The organism is Stenotrophomonas sp. GD03877 (assembly GCF_029840555.1).
GTDB lineage: Bacteria > Pseudomonadota > Gammaproteobacteria > Xanthomonadales > Xanthomonadaceae > Stenotrophomonas > Stenotrophomonas geniculata.
Window position 1 is genome coordinate 74135 of sequence record NZ_JAOCCT010000021.1, and the last position, 14109, is coordinate 88243.

At 62.6% G+C, this 14109-nt stretch carries 16 protein-coding genes; 9 read left to right on the forward strand and 7 right to left on the reverse strand.

Going from position 1 to position 14109, the window contains the following annotated elements; genetic code table 11:
* Positions 1 to 3: 3 nt before the first annotated feature.
* The 3 genes from N5D20_RS15730 to N5D20_RS15740 all read left to right on the forward strand — a co-directional run bounded on the left by N5D20_RS15730 (position 4) and on the right by N5D20_RS15740 (position 4219).
* A complete protein-coding gene (locus N5D20_RS15730) occupies positions 4 to 1005 on the forward strand; it encodes an AAA family ATPase (protein WP_279915031.1) in 1002 nt (333 codons plus the stop codon).
* A gap of 181 nt (positions 1006 to 1186) precedes the next feature.
* Positions 1187 to 3496, forward strand: a complete 2310-nt coding sequence (locus N5D20_RS15735) for a S8 family peptidase (RefSeq protein WP_279915030.1) — start codon at positions 1187 to 1189, stop codon at positions 3494 to 3496.
* 474 nt (positions 3497 to 3970) lie between these two features.
* Positions 3971 to 4219 (forward strand): hypothetical protein, encoded by a 249-nt coding sequence (locus tag N5D20_RS15740; RefSeq protein WP_312661668.1) that lies wholly within the window; start codon positions 3971 to 3973, stop codon positions 4217 to 4219.
* 121 nt (positions 4220 to 4340) lie between these two features.
* On the opposite strand, the gene N5D20_RS15745 is transcribed toward N5D20_RS15740, so the two are convergent.
* From N5D20_RS15745 to N5D20_RS15765, 5 genes are all read right to left on the reverse strand, one after another.
* A complete protein-coding gene (locus N5D20_RS15745) occupies positions 4341 to 5654 on the reverse strand; it encodes a hypothetical protein (RefSeq protein ID WP_279915029.1) in 1314 nt (437 codons plus the stop codon).
* A 190-nt stretch (positions 5655 to 5844) separates the two neighbouring features.
* Positions 5845 to 6120, reverse strand: coding sequence for a hypothetical protein (locus N5D20_RS15750; protein ID WP_279915028.1), 276 nt, complete (start codon positions 6118 to 6120; stop codon positions 5845 to 5847).
* On the reverse strand, positions 6117 to 6323 hold the full coding sequence (locus N5D20_RS15755; protein WP_279915027.1) for a hypothetical protein: 207 nt from the start codon (positions 6321 to 6323) through the stop codon (positions 6117 to 6119). The genes N5D20_RS15750 and N5D20_RS15755 overlap by 4 nt, the downstream gene beginning before the upstream one ends.
* Positions 6324 to 6455: 132 nt before the next feature.
* Complete coding sequence (locus tag N5D20_RS15760) at positions 6456 to 7079, reverse strand: hypothetical protein (RefSeq protein ID WP_279915026.1); 624 nt, start codon at positions 7077 to 7079, stop codon at positions 6456 to 6458.
* A gap of 267 nt (positions 7080 to 7346) precedes the next feature.
* Positions 7347 to 7754, reverse strand: coding sequence for a hypothetical protein (locus N5D20_RS15765; RefSeq protein WP_279915025.1), 408 nt, complete (start codon positions 7752 to 7754; stop codon positions 7347 to 7349).
* 594 nt (positions 7755 to 8348) lie between these two features.
* On the opposite strand from N5D20_RS15765, the gene N5D20_RS15770 reads away from it, so the two are divergent.
* Positions 8349 to 9119: a DUF3011 domain-containing protein gene (locus tag N5D20_RS15770; RefSeq protein WP_197654766.1), complete on the forward strand. Its 771-nt coding sequence runs from the start codon at positions 8349 to 8351 to the stop codon at positions 9117 to 9119.
* 24 nt (positions 9120 to 9143) lie between these two features.
* Here the strand turns inward: N5D20_RS15770 and N5D20_RS15775 are convergent, their stop codons facing one another.
* Positions 9144 to 9491, reverse strand: coding sequence for a hypothetical protein (locus tag N5D20_RS15775; RefSeq protein WP_197654765.1), 348 nt, complete (start codon positions 9489 to 9491; stop codon positions 9144 to 9146).
* A 129-nt stretch (positions 9492 to 9620) separates the two neighbouring features.
* On the opposite strand from N5D20_RS15775, the gene rocF reads away from it, so the two are divergent.
* The 3 genes from rocF (at position 9621) to N5D20_RS15790 (ending at position 11266) form a co-directional block, all read left to right on the forward strand.
* On the forward strand, positions 9621 to 10541 hold the full coding sequence (gene rocF / locus N5D20_RS15780) for an arginase (protein ID WP_043401829.1): 921 nt from the start codon (positions 9621 to 9623) through the stop codon (positions 10539 to 10541).
* A 162-nt stretch (positions 10542 to 10703) separates the two neighbouring features.
* Complete coding sequence (locus N5D20_RS15785) at positions 10704 to 10841, forward strand: entericidin A/B family lipoprotein (protein WP_014035659.1); 138 nt, start codon at positions 10704 to 10706, stop codon at positions 10839 to 10841.
* 203 nt (positions 10842 to 11044) lie between these two features.
* Complete coding sequence (locus tag N5D20_RS15790) at positions 11045 to 11266, forward strand: CsbD family protein (RefSeq protein ID WP_004137109.1); 222 nt, start codon at positions 11045 to 11047, stop codon at positions 11264 to 11266.
* Positions 11267 to 11339: 73 nt separating this feature from the next.
* On the opposite strand, the gene N5D20_RS15795 is transcribed toward N5D20_RS15790, so the two are convergent.
* Complete coding sequence (locus tag N5D20_RS15795) at positions 11340 to 12140, reverse strand: hypothetical protein (RefSeq protein ID WP_279915024.1); 801 nt, start codon at positions 12138 to 12140, stop codon at positions 11340 to 11342.
* 108 nt (positions 12141 to 12248) lie between these two features.
* On the opposite strand from N5D20_RS15795, the gene N5D20_RS15800 reads away from it, so the two are divergent.
* Both N5D20_RS15800 and N5D20_RS15805 read left to right on the forward strand, forming a co-directional pair.
* The gene (locus tag N5D20_RS15800; protein ID WP_279915023.1) at positions 12249 to 13544 is read left to right on the forward strand and encodes a tryptophan--tRNA ligase; all 1296 of its coding nucleotides are present in this window, start codon (positions 12249 to 12251) and stop codon (positions 13542 to 13544) included.
* Between the two features lie 204 nt (positions 13545 to 13748).
* Positions 13749 to 14045, forward strand: coding sequence for a hypothetical protein (locus N5D20_RS15805; protein WP_197643773.1), 297 nt, complete (start codon positions 13749 to 13751; stop codon positions 14043 to 14045).
* Positions 14046 to 14109: the final 64 nt, after the last annotated feature.

The window sequence follows — 14109 nt, forward strand, 5'->3', positions numbered from 1 at the left end:
CTAGTGAAATCCCACATCGAACGGGATGATCAGCATTTCTACTCGGTAGCGATGCAGGTTGCAGCCCGGGAGGCGAGAGTCGGTCACGGCAAGCTCGCCGAAGAGCTGCGCGAGATGATTGACGCGGCGAAGGCTCGAGCCTCGTCGGAAGGCACGTCGGGCAAGCTGGTGCCATTGGCTCGACCACGTGGTGAACTGGCAAACCTGCTGACGGTTTCCTATCCGAAGAATCGTCTATCTGACATGGTGCTCGATGCGGAAATGGCTGAGCAGCTTGGTCGCATCATGAAGGAGCAGAAGCACCATTCGCGCATCCGCGAGCATGGGCTGTCACCTCGGCGGAAACTGATGCTGGTCGGCCCGCCGGGCACCGGCAAGACGATGACGGCCTCCGTGCTGGCTGGCGAACTCGGTATTCCGCTGTTCTCCGTTCGACTGGATGCCCTGATCACCAAGTACATGGGGGAGACGGCGGCGAAGTTGCGCCAGATCTTTGATGCCATCAACGATGTACGTGGCGTCTATTTCTTCGATGAATTCGACGCCATCGGCTCGCAGAGAGGCATGGACAATGATGTGGGGGAGATCCGCCGCGTCTTGAACAGCTTTCTGCAAATGATCGAGCATGACCAATCGCATAGTTTGATCATCGCAGCAACCAATCACGTAGAGATTCTTGACTACGCGCTTTTTCGTCGATTTGACGATGTGATCGAATATCGGCTTCCGACGACGCCACAGGCAACAAAGTTGATCCAATCGCGGCTTGGGAAGTTTGCGCCCAAGCCTTTTCCACTCAAGGCACTCACAACCAGGACGGAAGGCTTGAGCTATGCAGAGATCAAGCGAGCTGTAGACGAATCGATCAAGGAAGCGGTGATGCACGACGAAGAGCGAGTGAAGGCCGATGTTCTGGCGCGCGCTTTCGATGAACGCCGCAAATTCAGCCTCAGGATGAACAAGAAGAAGGCCGTGTCCAGCCATGCCGGATCAACCCCAACCTAAGCGCCCGCATTTCATTCTCCGCGGTACATCGAAGGCCGTCGAATTCAAAGCACACTCTGCTGGCGGACGATCTACAGACGACGTTCCCGCGCTCCCCCGGGCGCAGCATAGTGCGTCCCTTCGTGCCCAGATCGAGAATCTGAAACCCGCAGCAGAAAAAGCTGTTGAGGGACAAAGAGACTTGCAGCTGGAAAGCGGGTTAGGCCTGCAGATCCAGTTCTCCAGTCAACCCGATGTCAAGTTGGCATTCGACAGCTTGGCGAACGAGCCGAAGAAGATTGAGCTCCTCAGTGTTCGTCATGAAGGCAACCAGACATTTGCCAATGTCTTTGTCCCTGATGGTGGACTGGCGCACTTCGAGAAATACATCACCGACTACTTGGCGGAGAAGAAGGACAGTCTGGGACGTCCACGTGATCATCAGAAGTTGCTGGATGCCATCGACTCTATCCGAGTAGCCGAAGTCCGGGCTTTGTGGACTGATGACCCTGATCTCCTCCCTGCAGACCTAGGGCTTGCCTTCTGGTGGGAGGTGTGGCTTCCGGTGCGAGGCCCGGGTCAGCGGCAGGCTGTGGTGGAAGACTTCAAGAAGCTTGCGCGCCTGGCGGAATGTGTCGTCAGTGACAAGCAGGTCAATTTCCCCGAGCGCACGGTTCTGGTGATGTATGGCTCGCAGCAGCAGCTTTCGCGATCGGTCATGACGCTGAACTGTGTTGCTGAACTCCGCTACGCCAAGGAGACTGCGGAGTTCTTCGATGGCATGGAAGTACGCGAGCAAAGGGAATGGAGCGATGATTTGCTGCGTCGACTCCAAGCGCCGCCATCGGACGACGCGGCCCCGCGCGTCTGCCTATTGGATTCCGGGGTGAATCGCGGACATCCGCTCCTAGAGCCACTGATGGATGCCGGCGACCTGCACACGGTGGAACCCGCATGGGGCGTGGACGATGGGGCCAATCATGGCACTGGCTTGGCCGGCCTTGCCGCTTATGGCGATCTCACCGATGCCCTGTCATCCGCTGATGCCATCAACATCCCTCATCGCCTGGAGTCGGTCAAGCTGATACCCGCGGAAGGTGCAAACGAAGGCGATGCGCGCCACCACGCCTACCTCTTCATGGAAGGCGTCGCGCGTCCCGAAATCTCAGCCCCTCGCCGTGCTCGCGTTTTCACGTCGGCCGTAACCGCCTCGGACTACCGGGACCGTGGGCGCCCATCCTCATGGTCTGCCGCCGTCGATGGCCTTGCAGCCGATACGGACGGCGCTGGCGAGAATCCACGCCTGTTCGTCCTCTCTGCGGGCAACACAAGCGATCCCAATGCCTGGGCCGGGTATCCCACTAGCCTATCCACTAATCTCGTGCACGACCCTGGCCAAGCGTGGAACGCTATCACCGTCGGGGCGTATACGAATAAGGTCGATACGGAAGGTCATCCGACCTTGAACCCCATCGCCCAAGCGGGTGGCCTCAGCCCCTTCACTACCACCACCAGAACGTGGGAGCGTGTGTGGCCTTTGAAACCGGAAGTGGTGCTGGAAGGAGGAAATGCGGCCAAGGACGACGTTGGCCCCGTCGGAATGGCGAGCCTGAACCTTCTTACCACCCACAACCAGCCGATTGATCGGCTGTTTACGACCAGCAATGCCACCAGTGCCGCGTCGGCCCTTTGCGCCGGAATGGCAGCCCAGATTCTGGCGGCCTATCCGCATCTCCGCCCGGAGACCGTACGTGCCCTACTGGTGCATTCAGCACAATGGAGCGAGGGTATGCGCGGGATGTTCCTTCCCGCTCTGCCGAACAAGGATGACTACGTCAACTTGATTCGCCACTGTGGTTGGGGCACGCCGGACCTGAATCGAGCGCTTTGGAGTGCAGGGGATTCGCTGACCTTGCTGGTGGAGGATGAGGTGTATCCTTACAAGAAGGTTCAAGGTCAGGGTGTCGAGACACGCGACATGAACTTGCATTCCTTGCCTTGGCCGAAGGAAGAGCTGGAAGCATTGCAGGACACGCCCGTCGAAATGCGCATCACGCTCTCCTATTTCATCGAGCCCAATCCGTCTGCGCGTGGCGTCGCCTCGAAGTATCACTATCCTTCGCATCGCCTGCGATTTGACGTGCAGCGTCCGCTGGATGGATCGACCGAGCACTTCGTGGCACGAGTGAACGCTGCGGCGCAACGCGAGGATGACGGAGATCCTGTGAATCCCTCCGACCCCAATTGGCTGCTTGGCGAGAGGCAACGACACCGTGGCTCGCTCCATCAGGATGTCTGGAAGGGGACGGCGGCTGAACTGGCCAGCCGTGGGTTCATTGCAGTCTATCCTTCGGCAGGGTGGTGGCGGACTCGGCCCGCTTTGGAGCGCTACGATCTGCCCGCCCGATATAGTCTCGTGGTGTCCATACAGACGCCACAAACAGACGTCGATCTTTACGCCGCTGTCGCTCAGAAAATCCCGGTTGCCAACGCTGTTGTCGTGGGGACATGAGCAATTGCCTCCCCTGCTTGTCGGCTCACGTCCTTGGTGGGCGACGATGACGCAGGGTAATGTACGCTTGTCGTCGAAGGCACGGGCTGCACAGTGAGCAGCCCGTCGTCTTCATAGATTTCCCGCCGATAGCGAATAAAGCGATCAAGGTACCAAGGCCGGCACGCTAGGTCCGCCAGTTCCTCGAACCTACTCACTCACCGTCTACTTCGAGACTGCCTTCATGGTGGCCGCTTTCTTGCCGGTGACCTTCTTGCTGGCCGTTGTAGAGCTGCCCGTCGATGTACCGGCCGTCATCTTTCCAGGGCTACCCGTCGATGTACCGGCCGTCATCTTTCCAGGGCTACCTCCGGGACGCGGGCTTGAGCGGGACACGGCGGCCCCCGACTCGACGTGGAGTGACACTCCGCTGTCACGGCAAAAGCACTCCAGATGCACCAACGAACGTGCCCCGCAGGCCTTGTCCGGCTTCACTTGGATGCGCGAAAGATCTTCAAGACCAAGAAGGTTTTTGCCGCCAGCGTGTCTCAGGGCAAGCGCTACGCCGAGCGCTGGTGCGCCTCCAGGCTGTATCCCGACCTGCCATTGCGCAAGGCCGTTGCCCGGCTGACTGACACCACGCCGATCCAGCCGGCACCGCCACCTCCTGGCCTGCCGCCAACCCGCGAGCAGCAGCAACCGGCCCGGCGCCTGGCCGAGGCCGGTACGGTGGGACTGGCGTGAATCAAGGAGGTGCTGGAACCACGCCGACCGCTGAAGGAGACCAGGCCCAGGACGAGGGATCCCATGAAGGCGTGGGTGATAGCAGGACGCCCGCATCTTGGAGCCGTGCTCCGTTGAAGCTCTATCGTTTTCCGTGGAAGTGGCTAAAGCGGTTTGGGTGCCACGGTGCGCTTACGCTTGTGTGAAGCGACTGGACTGATTGCGAAGGCAAGTTTTGTGGGCCTGTTCCAGCGGCTGAGGGTTCCGGTGACTGTGCCGATTTCAGGAATGCTCTCGTCAGCACCGGATCCACTTCGTCCGCACATCGAAGCGCGGATTCTCGCCATGCAGCCATCTCTTCCGGGTGCACAGGCGACTCACTTCCAGCGTTCGCTTCGGCGACCGCTTCGACGTAGCTACGAATGTCCTGCGCGAGCCGATAGGCTGTGGCATCCGCCAAGAGCTTGTGAAGGCGTGCCTCGCGATCCGCCTCTTCGGCAGCTTCGCGATCGCGTATTGCTTGGAGCCTCTTCTCCTCCTGTCTACGTATCGCGCCGTTGTGCATGTCAATAGCCAATTGATATGACTGGGCTACTCCCTGGCGATGCATCGCCTCCACCGCCAAAGCCAAGGTGGCCGCAATCTCGCTCGCAGAGTCTTCAATCTGGGAGGCCTTGCCGTCCTGCCATTCGCGACGGAAAGGTGCGGCCGAGCGAAAGTACCAGGAGATTTCTAATTTCAAAGGGTCTGACGCTGGGCGGTCGGCCTTCGACATCGCGAAGTAGCTGCTCCGCGAATCAGTCTTCTTGGGGTGATCTAGTCGAAAGGTCACGCTGGATCCCTCGTTGGCAAATACCGTGAACTCGTTGGCATCTTTCCCTTTGGCCTGACAGCTAAGTCCTGTCTTCGATATCCCCTTGAATATTGCGCTCAGCAAACGGAGGCGCCTCTTCTCGAAGGGCGAAACGTAATAGGGTTGGTCGTAGCTCCAGGGATAGTCGGATTGAGAAATTTTCTCTATCCGCTTCGCGTCTATGGCTAGCATCCTTGCCACAGCGGGGTGGGGCGCAGATAGAGACTTAGGGATGGTCACCGTCCCAATCTCAGTTTTTAGCCGAGTGAGCAGGTCATCGAGTGATTCGTCGTAGACCTTGAGTGGACTAGGCATTGGCGGGATTTCGGGGTCTGGCCGGCCGCTGCTTCCCGGGCTATGTTCATCCTCTCGGCCTACCCTGACCACCTCTGACTCTCCGAGTCCCCTTGGCGGAAGCCTTCTCTTCAGAGCGTGCTTGCCGGCTGCGACCTTGGCCCAGTAGCCCCGTTCCGGCGCCGGAATTCCATATCGCTTAGCCGCTTTTCCGAGGGCGACGTCTGAAATGCCTAGATCCTTTGCGATCTTACTGACCGGCGCTGACCAAAGCAGGTCATAGAATTCCGTTCTCGAGAAAAGCGGCATGGGTGGCTCCTCGTTGGCAGCCTGATCATGCCGCAATGAGGTGACCAATTGCCGCACCTACCTCAGATACGGCACACGAAAGGCACACAGCACCCCGGCAGCCCCTGTGCCGCAAGGGGTTTTGGTTCCGATAAGCGCACCATCCTCGGATGTTTTTTACCGGGACACTGTCATCTGGTCGGGATCTGATTCAGGCATGGCCACGGTAGGGCGTGAAACGCCGTTCGGCGCGGAAGAACCCCAACCCCGTGTCGCCCCTGAAGCCTGAGTCGATCATCAGATCGGCCAGGCCTGCCGAAATCAATAGATCCCCGGACTGTGGCTCCCTGGCGATCCGGCCCATTTCGGAGGGCGCATCGAGAAACCAGGTCTGGTTGAAGTAGATGATGTTGCCGTCATCGTCCCGCTCGGCTTCAGAGCGGGCGTGGTCGATGGCTTCGACGCTCCTGGAAGCGTTGACGATCACAGGCAGTCATGCTGCAGCAGCTTCTGCGCGCTGCACTGGAAGAACACGGGTGGCCTGTCCATCGTTTGCGGATAAGGCTGCCCCTCCAGCAGGGCGAGGTAGTCGAAGTTGGAGCAGGACGCCTCATAGGAGCCGATGCGGGCGTCATAGGTGCCAATCAGCTTCTCGTTGTAGTGGATCGGGGTCTTCCAGCTCAGGATCATCTGTTGTTCCCGCCCCCTACAGGGGCTCGTTCGGGCAATAGCCCACGGGTAAACGCACTAGCAGGACAACGGCATCGTTGCTTCTGCGGCAATGCCATGCATTGCCCACACACGGGGCCGGGTCAATCCGCTTCACTCTGGCTCCGCCATCAATTTCCTGTTGAAGGAATCCTTCTGTTCCCGATGGTTGGTGTAGCCGAGGGTCTTCTCGCTCAGGATCCTGGCAACAGTGTCGACATCGGGCCTGATGCCGTTGCGGCGCAAGGCGGAATGGATGATTGGAACCGGATAGGAGTAGCGCTCGGGCCTGGCAAGCACATCGTTCACCAGCCTGGGGCCGAGGTCGAAGAGGTTGGAGATGATCGGCAAGTCGGTTTCCAGGAGCCTCTGGAGCAGGCTTCGGCAGGTACGTTCAACGCCTTGCTCCGTGACAGGCAGTAGGGGACAGGCCTCGCGCTCGCTGACGGTTGACATGCAATACACCAGTTTCGCGTTTGCCAGGTTGGATGGATAAGGCGGATCGATGCGTTCGAGCTCCATCTGCAGGATCGGATGCTCGGCATAGACGAGGGTTTCGTAGCTCCTGGTGTTGGCCAGATACTCGAAATGCAGGATTGCAACGGCCCCCGACCGATGCTTGATTACGATCTTGTTCTTGCTGACCACCAGCCCGGGATGGCCTGCCAGCTCGGTTTTCAGATGAGCTTTGAGCGCATTCTCAAATGTGTTGCGCAGTTCCTTCAAAGAGCGTTCCATCGTTCCTGGTCCTGGGGGCGATTGATGGGCTGCGGTGGGAGTATTGAACCAAACGTACTTCGACGCGCGCACCGTAGGACGCGCGCGGTGGACGCAATCATCCCGTAAACACCACCATCGCGCGAATCAGTCTCGTGCGGCTGCAGCCCAAACAAAACAGATATCAGGTTTGGAATGGCTGTGCTCATCCCAGCAGCGGCCCTGTTTGATTTGACGGCCGGGGAAGGGACGTTGGGTACCTGCGCGCCGGGGCCCCGGTATTCCGCTTTACGGAGCCCCTCGCTCCTGCAACGCCACATACTCCGCCAGCCCCCGGCAGGCCAGCATCAGCCCCTCGCGCGCACCGTCGCCGATATCGTCTTTCTCTTCCCCATCCACGCGAACGCGCTCGGTAGCGTGATACAGCTCCAGCAGCGACACCAGGCCCACGGCGGCGCGGTCCCTGCGTGCGGCGGCCACGGCCTGGCCGGGTGTGCTGGCGGGCCCCGTCCACGGCTGTCCATCGGCGGCGTCACCGGCCTGGATGCGCTGCAGGCAGCCGGGCAGGTTGATCGGCGCGGGCGTCTCGTTGGCGGCAGCGAAAGCGGCCTCCAACGGCTGCGCCAGTTCGGGCGGCAGGCGCAGGGCCGCCTCGCCCAGGGTGGCGGTCAGGTACGGGTGATGGGTCTTGGGCATGCGGGCATCCTCGTCGGGAACAGAGGTGCCACCCGAAGAGGGTGGCGGGCGATGCGTGGCTTCCAAGACCGGGTCAACGAATCGGCGGGCACGAGGCCCCCACGCACCGCCCGCCGTCGATCGGCTAACGGATTGCCAGCCGGCGCCGTACTTGGGAGGACGACGCCGGCTGGCAAGCGTATACATCGTTGACAACACGGGCTTGGAAGTCCCGGCCACCCTTGCAGATGGCGATTCATCATGCGCACGTGAAATCACCGCCTGCCAGTCGTTTGTTTCGATGGCATCGGGTGATCTGAAAGGAAAAATGAATTATCGCGTTTAGCCCGTTTCGAGCATCGCAATGCCAGAAGCGACATTTCGCGCGGAGCTGCAACCAACGATGAATCCTGGTGCGTCATTGCTGTAGCACGGCCTTTCATGGCCCAGGAAGTAAAGCTGGCTTAACTTCCCCGGCAGGGCTTCCAGAACACCCTACCAGACATGAATCCCCACGCGCGCCGTCCGGATCTTGATGTTTCTCACGGACAGCCCGCAACGCCCCACCGCATACTGCCGCCACGCGCCCAACCTGGGCCCCTTCGGGATCTGCACATGCGTCGCCATGCCCTGTCGCTCACCGCCGCACTGTTGTCCACCGCCTTCGTGGCCCCGGCCATGGCTGCGGTACCGTTCTTCAACGCCAGCTGCCCGGGCGGCATCGATGTGCACGCCGACGAAGGCGGGCCGGTCTACGTACAAGGCCGCGAGGCCACGCTGAAGCGCTTCAACGACCGCTACTTCGAAGCACGCGATGCCAACAGTGGCATCACGCTGTCGATCAGCCGCAGCGATGACGGCACGCCGCAGATCAGCTATACCGGCCGAGGCGGCGCCAATGGCATCTGCCAGGTCAGTGCCAGTGGAACGCCCGCGCCGTCTGAACATCGCGACCACCGTCGCCACGATGACGACAACGACGCGGTGCTGCCGCGCGAAGTCACCTGCGAATCCACCGGCCAGCAGCAGGTGTCGTGCGACATGGATACCCGCGGCAACGTGGAAATCGTGCGCCAGCTCAGCCACGCCCGCTGCGAGCAAGGCCAGAACTGGGGCCTGTCGCGGCATTCGGTGTGGGTGAATGGTGGCTGCCGTGCGGTCTTCCGCAATGCGTCCAAGGCGGCCAACGGCGCGCCGCCGGGGGATACCGCGCTGGGTTCCTGCAATATGCGCAAGGGTGCGCAAGGCACGCTGGTGACTCAGCTACCGGTGGGCAGCGATTATCAGGAGTTGATCATCGATTATCCCGATGGCCGCTTCCTGTGCATGATGCGCAACAACGGCCAGGTGCAGAGCGTAACGCCGGTTCGCCACCGCGGCGGTTGAGTTCGTCGCAGGCAGGGACCTCCGTCAGCCGCCTGATGTTCGCAGCAAAACCCACGCCAGCAGCAGGGCGAACGTTCCGAACAACGTCAAGCCGAACCACAGCGCGGCCACCTTCACGTTGCCGATCAACGCCGCCAGCATACGGTGCAGTTCGCTTTTCAGAATCGGGTATTCAGCGTGCGCCTTGCGCAGACGCTGCCAGCCCAACCCGAGGAATACCAGGGTCGAGAACGGCACCAGCAGCAGTGTCGCCTGCATCAGCCAGCCATTCGGCGACGCATCGATCGAGTTGCTCAAAAAAACCGCAAAAACGGCGACCGGCAGCGCCACGGTGAAAAAGCGTGGCCACGCGGTATTGATGAAGGGCGACATCGCAATCTTCCATGAAGGACGGTCGGGTCCGCGCGGCATCATGCCATGCCAATGCCCTGCTGCACCGCCGCGAGTGGTGTCACACAGCTCTGGCTAGACTGTGCTTCTTTTTCCGCGCAGGAGGCACCCATGGCCCATCCCATCTCCGTATCCCTGATTGGCGTTCCCACCGATGTCGGTGCGGGCCATCGCGGTGCACGGCTGGGGCCGGAAGCGCTGCGCGTGGCGGGCCTGCCGGAGGCGCTGGAGGCGCGCGGTGTGGACGTGCGCGACCTGGGCAACCTGGATGGCCCGCGCAACCCGTGGACCGCGCCGGTGGAAGGTTACCGGCACCTGGATGAAGTGGTGGCGTGGAACCATGCGCTGATGGAAGCCAGCTATGCCGAACTGCAGGCCGGCCGCATGCCGATCATGCTCGGTGGCGACCACTGCCTGGGCATCGGTTCGATCACTGCCGTGGCACGCTGGTGCCGCGAGCAGGGCAAGACCCTGCGCGTGCTGTGGCTGGATGCGCATTCCGATTTCAACACCAGCGATGTCACCCCGTCGGGCAACATCCACGGCATGCCGGTGGCCTGCCTGTGCGGCCTCGGCCCGAAGGCGCTGACCCACCTCGGCGGCAGCGCACCGGCGATCACCCCGTCGCAGATGCACCAGATCGGTATCCGCTCGGTGGACCCGGACGAGAAGCGCCTGATCAAGACCCACAAGGTCGATGTGTACGACATGCGCTACATCGACGAGAACGGCATGAAGCGCGCGGTGGAGGCGGCGCTGGCCGGCATCGACGAGAACACCCACCTGCATGTCAGCTTCGATGTCGACTTCCTCGACCCCAGCATCGCGCCGGGCGTGGGCACCACCGTGCCGGGCGGGGTGAACTACCGCGAGGCGCAGCTGGTGATGGAAATGATCGCCGACACCGGGCGCATGGGTTCGCTGGACATCGTCGAGCTCAACCCCTTGCTGGACAAGCAGAATGCCACCGCTGAACTGGCCGTGGACCTGGTGGAAAGCCTGTTCGGCAAGTCCACCCTGATGCGCGACTGACCGCCCCTGCTGAACGGATTGCCGAACCGTTCACGCCCGCTCCACGCCCCTGCCGCCAGATTGCACTTCACGCGGCGGCAGTGGGCATTGGTGCCCTCCCGCCGAGCGAAAGAATCCCATCCGCGAATGAAGCGGTATAGCGGCGAACCCAAGGAGAAGCCCATGAAGCGCGTAGTTGCCCTGATGCTGTTGTCGATGTTCTCGGTGGCCCTGCTGGCCGGTTGCAACACCGTTGCCGGTGCTGGCAAGGACGTGCAGAAGGCCGGTGAAAAGGTTGAGGACGCCGCCAAGGGCAAGTAAGCCCGGCGCGGAACGGAAAGAGAAAGGGCCGGGGGACATCCCCGGCCTTTTTTGTGCGTGCTTTTCACTGCGTGATGTCGAAGCGTAGTGAACCATTCAAGCAGGTGAGCAGTGTTTTCATGGTCGGTTGACCGGTACCCAACAGCTGCTGCGCGAAGCTGGAGCCACGGTAAGAACGCCGTTGCAGCCAAGGATTCCCAGCAATGAACAAAGACATCATTTCCGGCAAGTGGTCGCAGCTGAAGGGCAAGGCCCAGGCCAAGTGGGGCGATCTGACCAACGACGATTTCGATGTGGCCGAGGGCAATGCCGAGTATCTGGCCGGTCGCCTGCAGGAACGTTATGGCTGGGCCAAGGACCGCGCCGAGAAGGAAGTCCGTGAGTTCCAGGACAGCGTCAGCAAGGACTACCCGGACTACAAGTAAGCGCTTCGGTTTCCCTCACAACACAACGCCCGCACCGAGAGGTTGCGGGCGTTGTGTTGTCTGGGCGGGAGGATCAGCGCGCCGGCGGGTCCGGCACGTAGCGGTTGGGGAAGGCCTGGGGCTCGCGCGGCAGGCGCGAGGGTGAATCCACCAGGATGCCGCGTGCGCGCAGGTTGCGGGCGCTGTCGTAGCGCAGCTGCGGGACTTGGGCGGGGCTGCGGCTGGCGCGTTCGAAGTTGGTATCGCGTACCGACGACTGTTCGCGAGCGCCGTGGCCGGTGCCCAGCGCAGGGGCCTGCGACTTGCTGGCATAGCCCTCGATGCGGCTGGCACTGGCATCAGCGGCAGCCTCGGCTTGCGCGGCCGGGGCCGGCAGCGGCAGGCCACGGCGCAGGATCGGTTCGGGGCGCCAGCGGCGCGCTTCCTCGAACACGGCCACGCCCACCACGCCGATGTTGTCCGGGCGGCCGGTGCGGCTGGCATAGCTGCCGCTGGGGCTGCTGAACACGAACTGCGCCACTTCGTCCTGGCTCTTGCGCCAGCCGGTGATGTCGGCGCGCTGGCCGGGGTTGAGCACGTAGCCGGTCTGCGAGGGATCGGCATCCTCGCCGGAGATGGCGTTGACGCCGTCCACCGACAGCACCACCAGCACCCGGCGCGGGCTGTCGTTGTACAGGCGCACGGCGTAGCGGTGGCCGCGCTCGCCGGCCACCCAGCGCTGGCCCTCGGCAGGGTAGCTGCGCAATTCGGTACCGCGGTCGCGGTCGACCAGGGACATGCGCACGGGGCCGCCCTCGTACACCGGCGGCGGCATGGGAGCCGGGCGGAAGCCGGCCAGGGGCAGGATCAGCAGCAGGGGCAGCAGGCGTTTCATCGGGCGTCTCCAGCGGGGTTGCGTGAATGAACGCGCCGCGGGCCCTGACGGGGTTGGTGGCGTGCAAGGTAAACTGGCCCCGTTCATCGAAGGTTACCCCACGCAGTCATGACGACCCGAGTCCTTACCGGCATCACCCCCTCCGGCACGCCCCACCTGGGCAACTACGTTGGCGCCATCCGTCCGGCCATCGCGGCCAGCCGCGCGCCGGGGATCGAGAGCTTCTTCTTCCTGGCCGACCTGCACAGCCTGATCAAGTCCCAGGACCCGCAGCGCACCCAGCGCGCGACCCTGGAGATCGCGGCCAGCTGGCTGGCCTGCGGCCTGGACCCGGAACACGTGTGGTTCTACCGCCAGAGCGACATCCGCGAGACCACCGAGCTTATGTGGTTCCTGACCGCCATCGCCAGTAAGGGCATCCTCAACCGCGCGCACGCCTACAAGGCGGCGGTGGACAAGAACCGCGAGGAAGGCCTGGACGAGGACGCAGGCGTCAGCGCCGGCCTGTTCATGTACCCGGTGCTGATGGCTGCCGACATCCTGATCTTCAAGGCCAACCAGGTACCGGTGGGCCGTGACCAGATCCAGCACATCGAGATGGCGCGCGATTTCGCCCAGCGCTTCAACCACGTGTACGGCAAGGAGTACTTCCCGCTGCCGGACGTGGTGATCGACGAGCAGGTGGCGACGCTGGCGGGCCTGGATGGCCGCAAGATGAGCAAGAGCTACCACAACACCATTCCGCTGTTCGTGCCGCGCGAGGAGCTGAAGAAGCTGGTGTTCTCGATCCTGACTGACTCGCGCGCACCGGGCGAGCCGAAGGACACCGAAGGCTCGGCGCTGTTCCAGATGTACCAGGCCTTCGCCACCCCGGAACAGACCGCCGAATTCGCCAAGGCGTTCGCCGCCGGCATCAGCTGGGGTGATGCCAAGCAGCAGCTGTTCGAGCGCATCGACAGCGAGCTGTCGCCGCTGCGCGAGCGCTACAACGCGCTGATGGCCGAGCCGGAGAAAATCGAAGCGTTGCTCAAGCGCCGTGGCCAGCAGCTGCGCGAGCAGCTGGCGGTACCGCTGCTGGAAGAGCTGCGCCACGCGGTGGGCCTGCGTGACCTGTCCAGCGCCGGCGACATCGCCAGCGAGGATGCCGGCGTGGCCCGCGTGGCACCGCCGCTGTTCAAGCAGTACCGCGAGAAGGACGGCCGCTTCTACTTCAAGCTGACCGCCGGTGACGGCACGCTGCTGATCCAGAGCGAAGGCTTCGATTCGCCGCGTGATGCCGGCCAGCTGATCGCGGTGATCAAGCAGGCCGAGCAGGGCGACCAGCTGCAGAGCGAACTGTTCAAGCTGGAAGCCGAAGTGGACGCCGTGCTGGCCGCGCTGGCCGTGCTGCGCGAAGGGACCTGATCGCCGGGCCTGCCTGCCCTTTGTAGAGTCGAGCCATGCTCGACTTTGCTCCGCCTCTGTAGAGCCGAGCCCATGCTCGGCTGGGCTGCAAAGCAGCCGAGCATGGACTCGGCTCTACAGGGAAGCACTCCGCCGGCACGACCGTGGCACAGCGCCCATGGCATGATGTCCGCGCGCCTCCGGCGCGATGACATGGAGTCTGCGATGGCCTGGTTGTCGCTGCTGCTGTTCCTGCCCTGGTTCCTGCTGCTGGGCAGCCTGTACTGGCTGTTCCCGCGCCAGCCGCGTACCCCGCGGCGGCGCCTGTTCGACAGCACCACCCTGGCGCTGGCCTTCGCCCTGAGCATCGTGTCGATGCTGTGGGGCTACCGCATCGGCGTGGTGCAGCCCGGCGCCGGACCCATCTGGCCACAGGTGCTGGCGGTGCTGTATGCCTACGGCGCGTTCCTGGCGGTGCTGGTGCTGGCATTGATGCTGCGGCCGCGATGGCTGGACCGGTAGCCCCGCTTTTGTAGAGTCGAGATCCTATGTTCGTGGTCAAGCCTGCTGGAAGCAGGCTTGACCG

What these genes read in the sequence shown, in the direction of transcription:
- N5D20_RS15745 (WP_279915029.1), bottom strand. Translation starts at nt 5,654, where the DNA reads ATGCCGCTTTTCTCGAGAACGGAATTCTATGACCTGCTTTGGTCAGCG.
- N5D20_RS15755 (WP_279915027.1), bottom strand. Translation starts at nt 6,323, where the DNA reads ATGATCCTGAGCTGGAAGACCCCGATCCACTACAACGAGAAGCTGATT.
- N5D20_RS15760 (WP_279915026.1), bottom strand. Translation starts at nt 7,079, where the DNA reads ATGGAACGCTCTTTGAAGGAACTGCGCAACACATTTGAGAATGCGCTC.
- N5D20_RS15765 (WP_279915025.1), bottom strand. Translation starts at nt 7,754, where the DNA reads ATGCCCAAGACCCATCACCCGTACCTGACCGCCACCCTGGGCGAGGCG.
- N5D20_RS15770 (WP_197654766.1), top strand. Translation starts at nt 8,349, where the DNA reads ATGCGTCGCCATGCCCTGTCGCTCACCGCCGCACTGTTGTCCACCGCC.
- N5D20_RS15775 (WP_197654765.1), bottom strand. Translation starts at nt 9,491, where the DNA reads ATGTCGCCCTTCATCAATACCGCGTGGCCACGCTTTTTCACCGTGGCG.
- rocF (WP_043401829.1), top strand. Translation starts at nt 9,621, where the DNA reads ATGGCCCATCCCATCTCCGTATCCCTGATTGGCGTTCCCACCGATGTC.
- N5D20_RS15785 (WP_014035659.1), top strand. Translation starts at nt 10,704, where the DNA reads ATGAAGCGCGTAGTTGCCCTGATGCTGTTGTCGATGTTCTCGGTGGCC.
- N5D20_RS15790 (WP_004137109.1), top strand. Translation starts at nt 11,045, where the DNA reads ATGAACAAAGACATCATTTCCGGCAAGTGGTCGCAGCTGAAGGGCAAG.
- N5D20_RS15795 (WP_279915024.1), bottom strand. Translation starts at nt 12,140, where the DNA reads ATGAAACGCCTGCTGCCCCTGCTGCTGATCCTGCCCCTGGCCGGCTTC.
- N5D20_RS15800 (WP_279915023.1), top strand. Translation starts at nt 12,249, where the DNA reads ATGACGACCCGAGTCCTTACCGGCATCACCCCCTCCGGCACGCCCCAC.
- N5D20_RS15805 (WP_197643773.1), top strand. Translation starts at nt 13,749, where the DNA reads ATGGCCTGGTTGTCGCTGCTGCTGTTCCTGCCCTGGTTCCTGCTGCTG.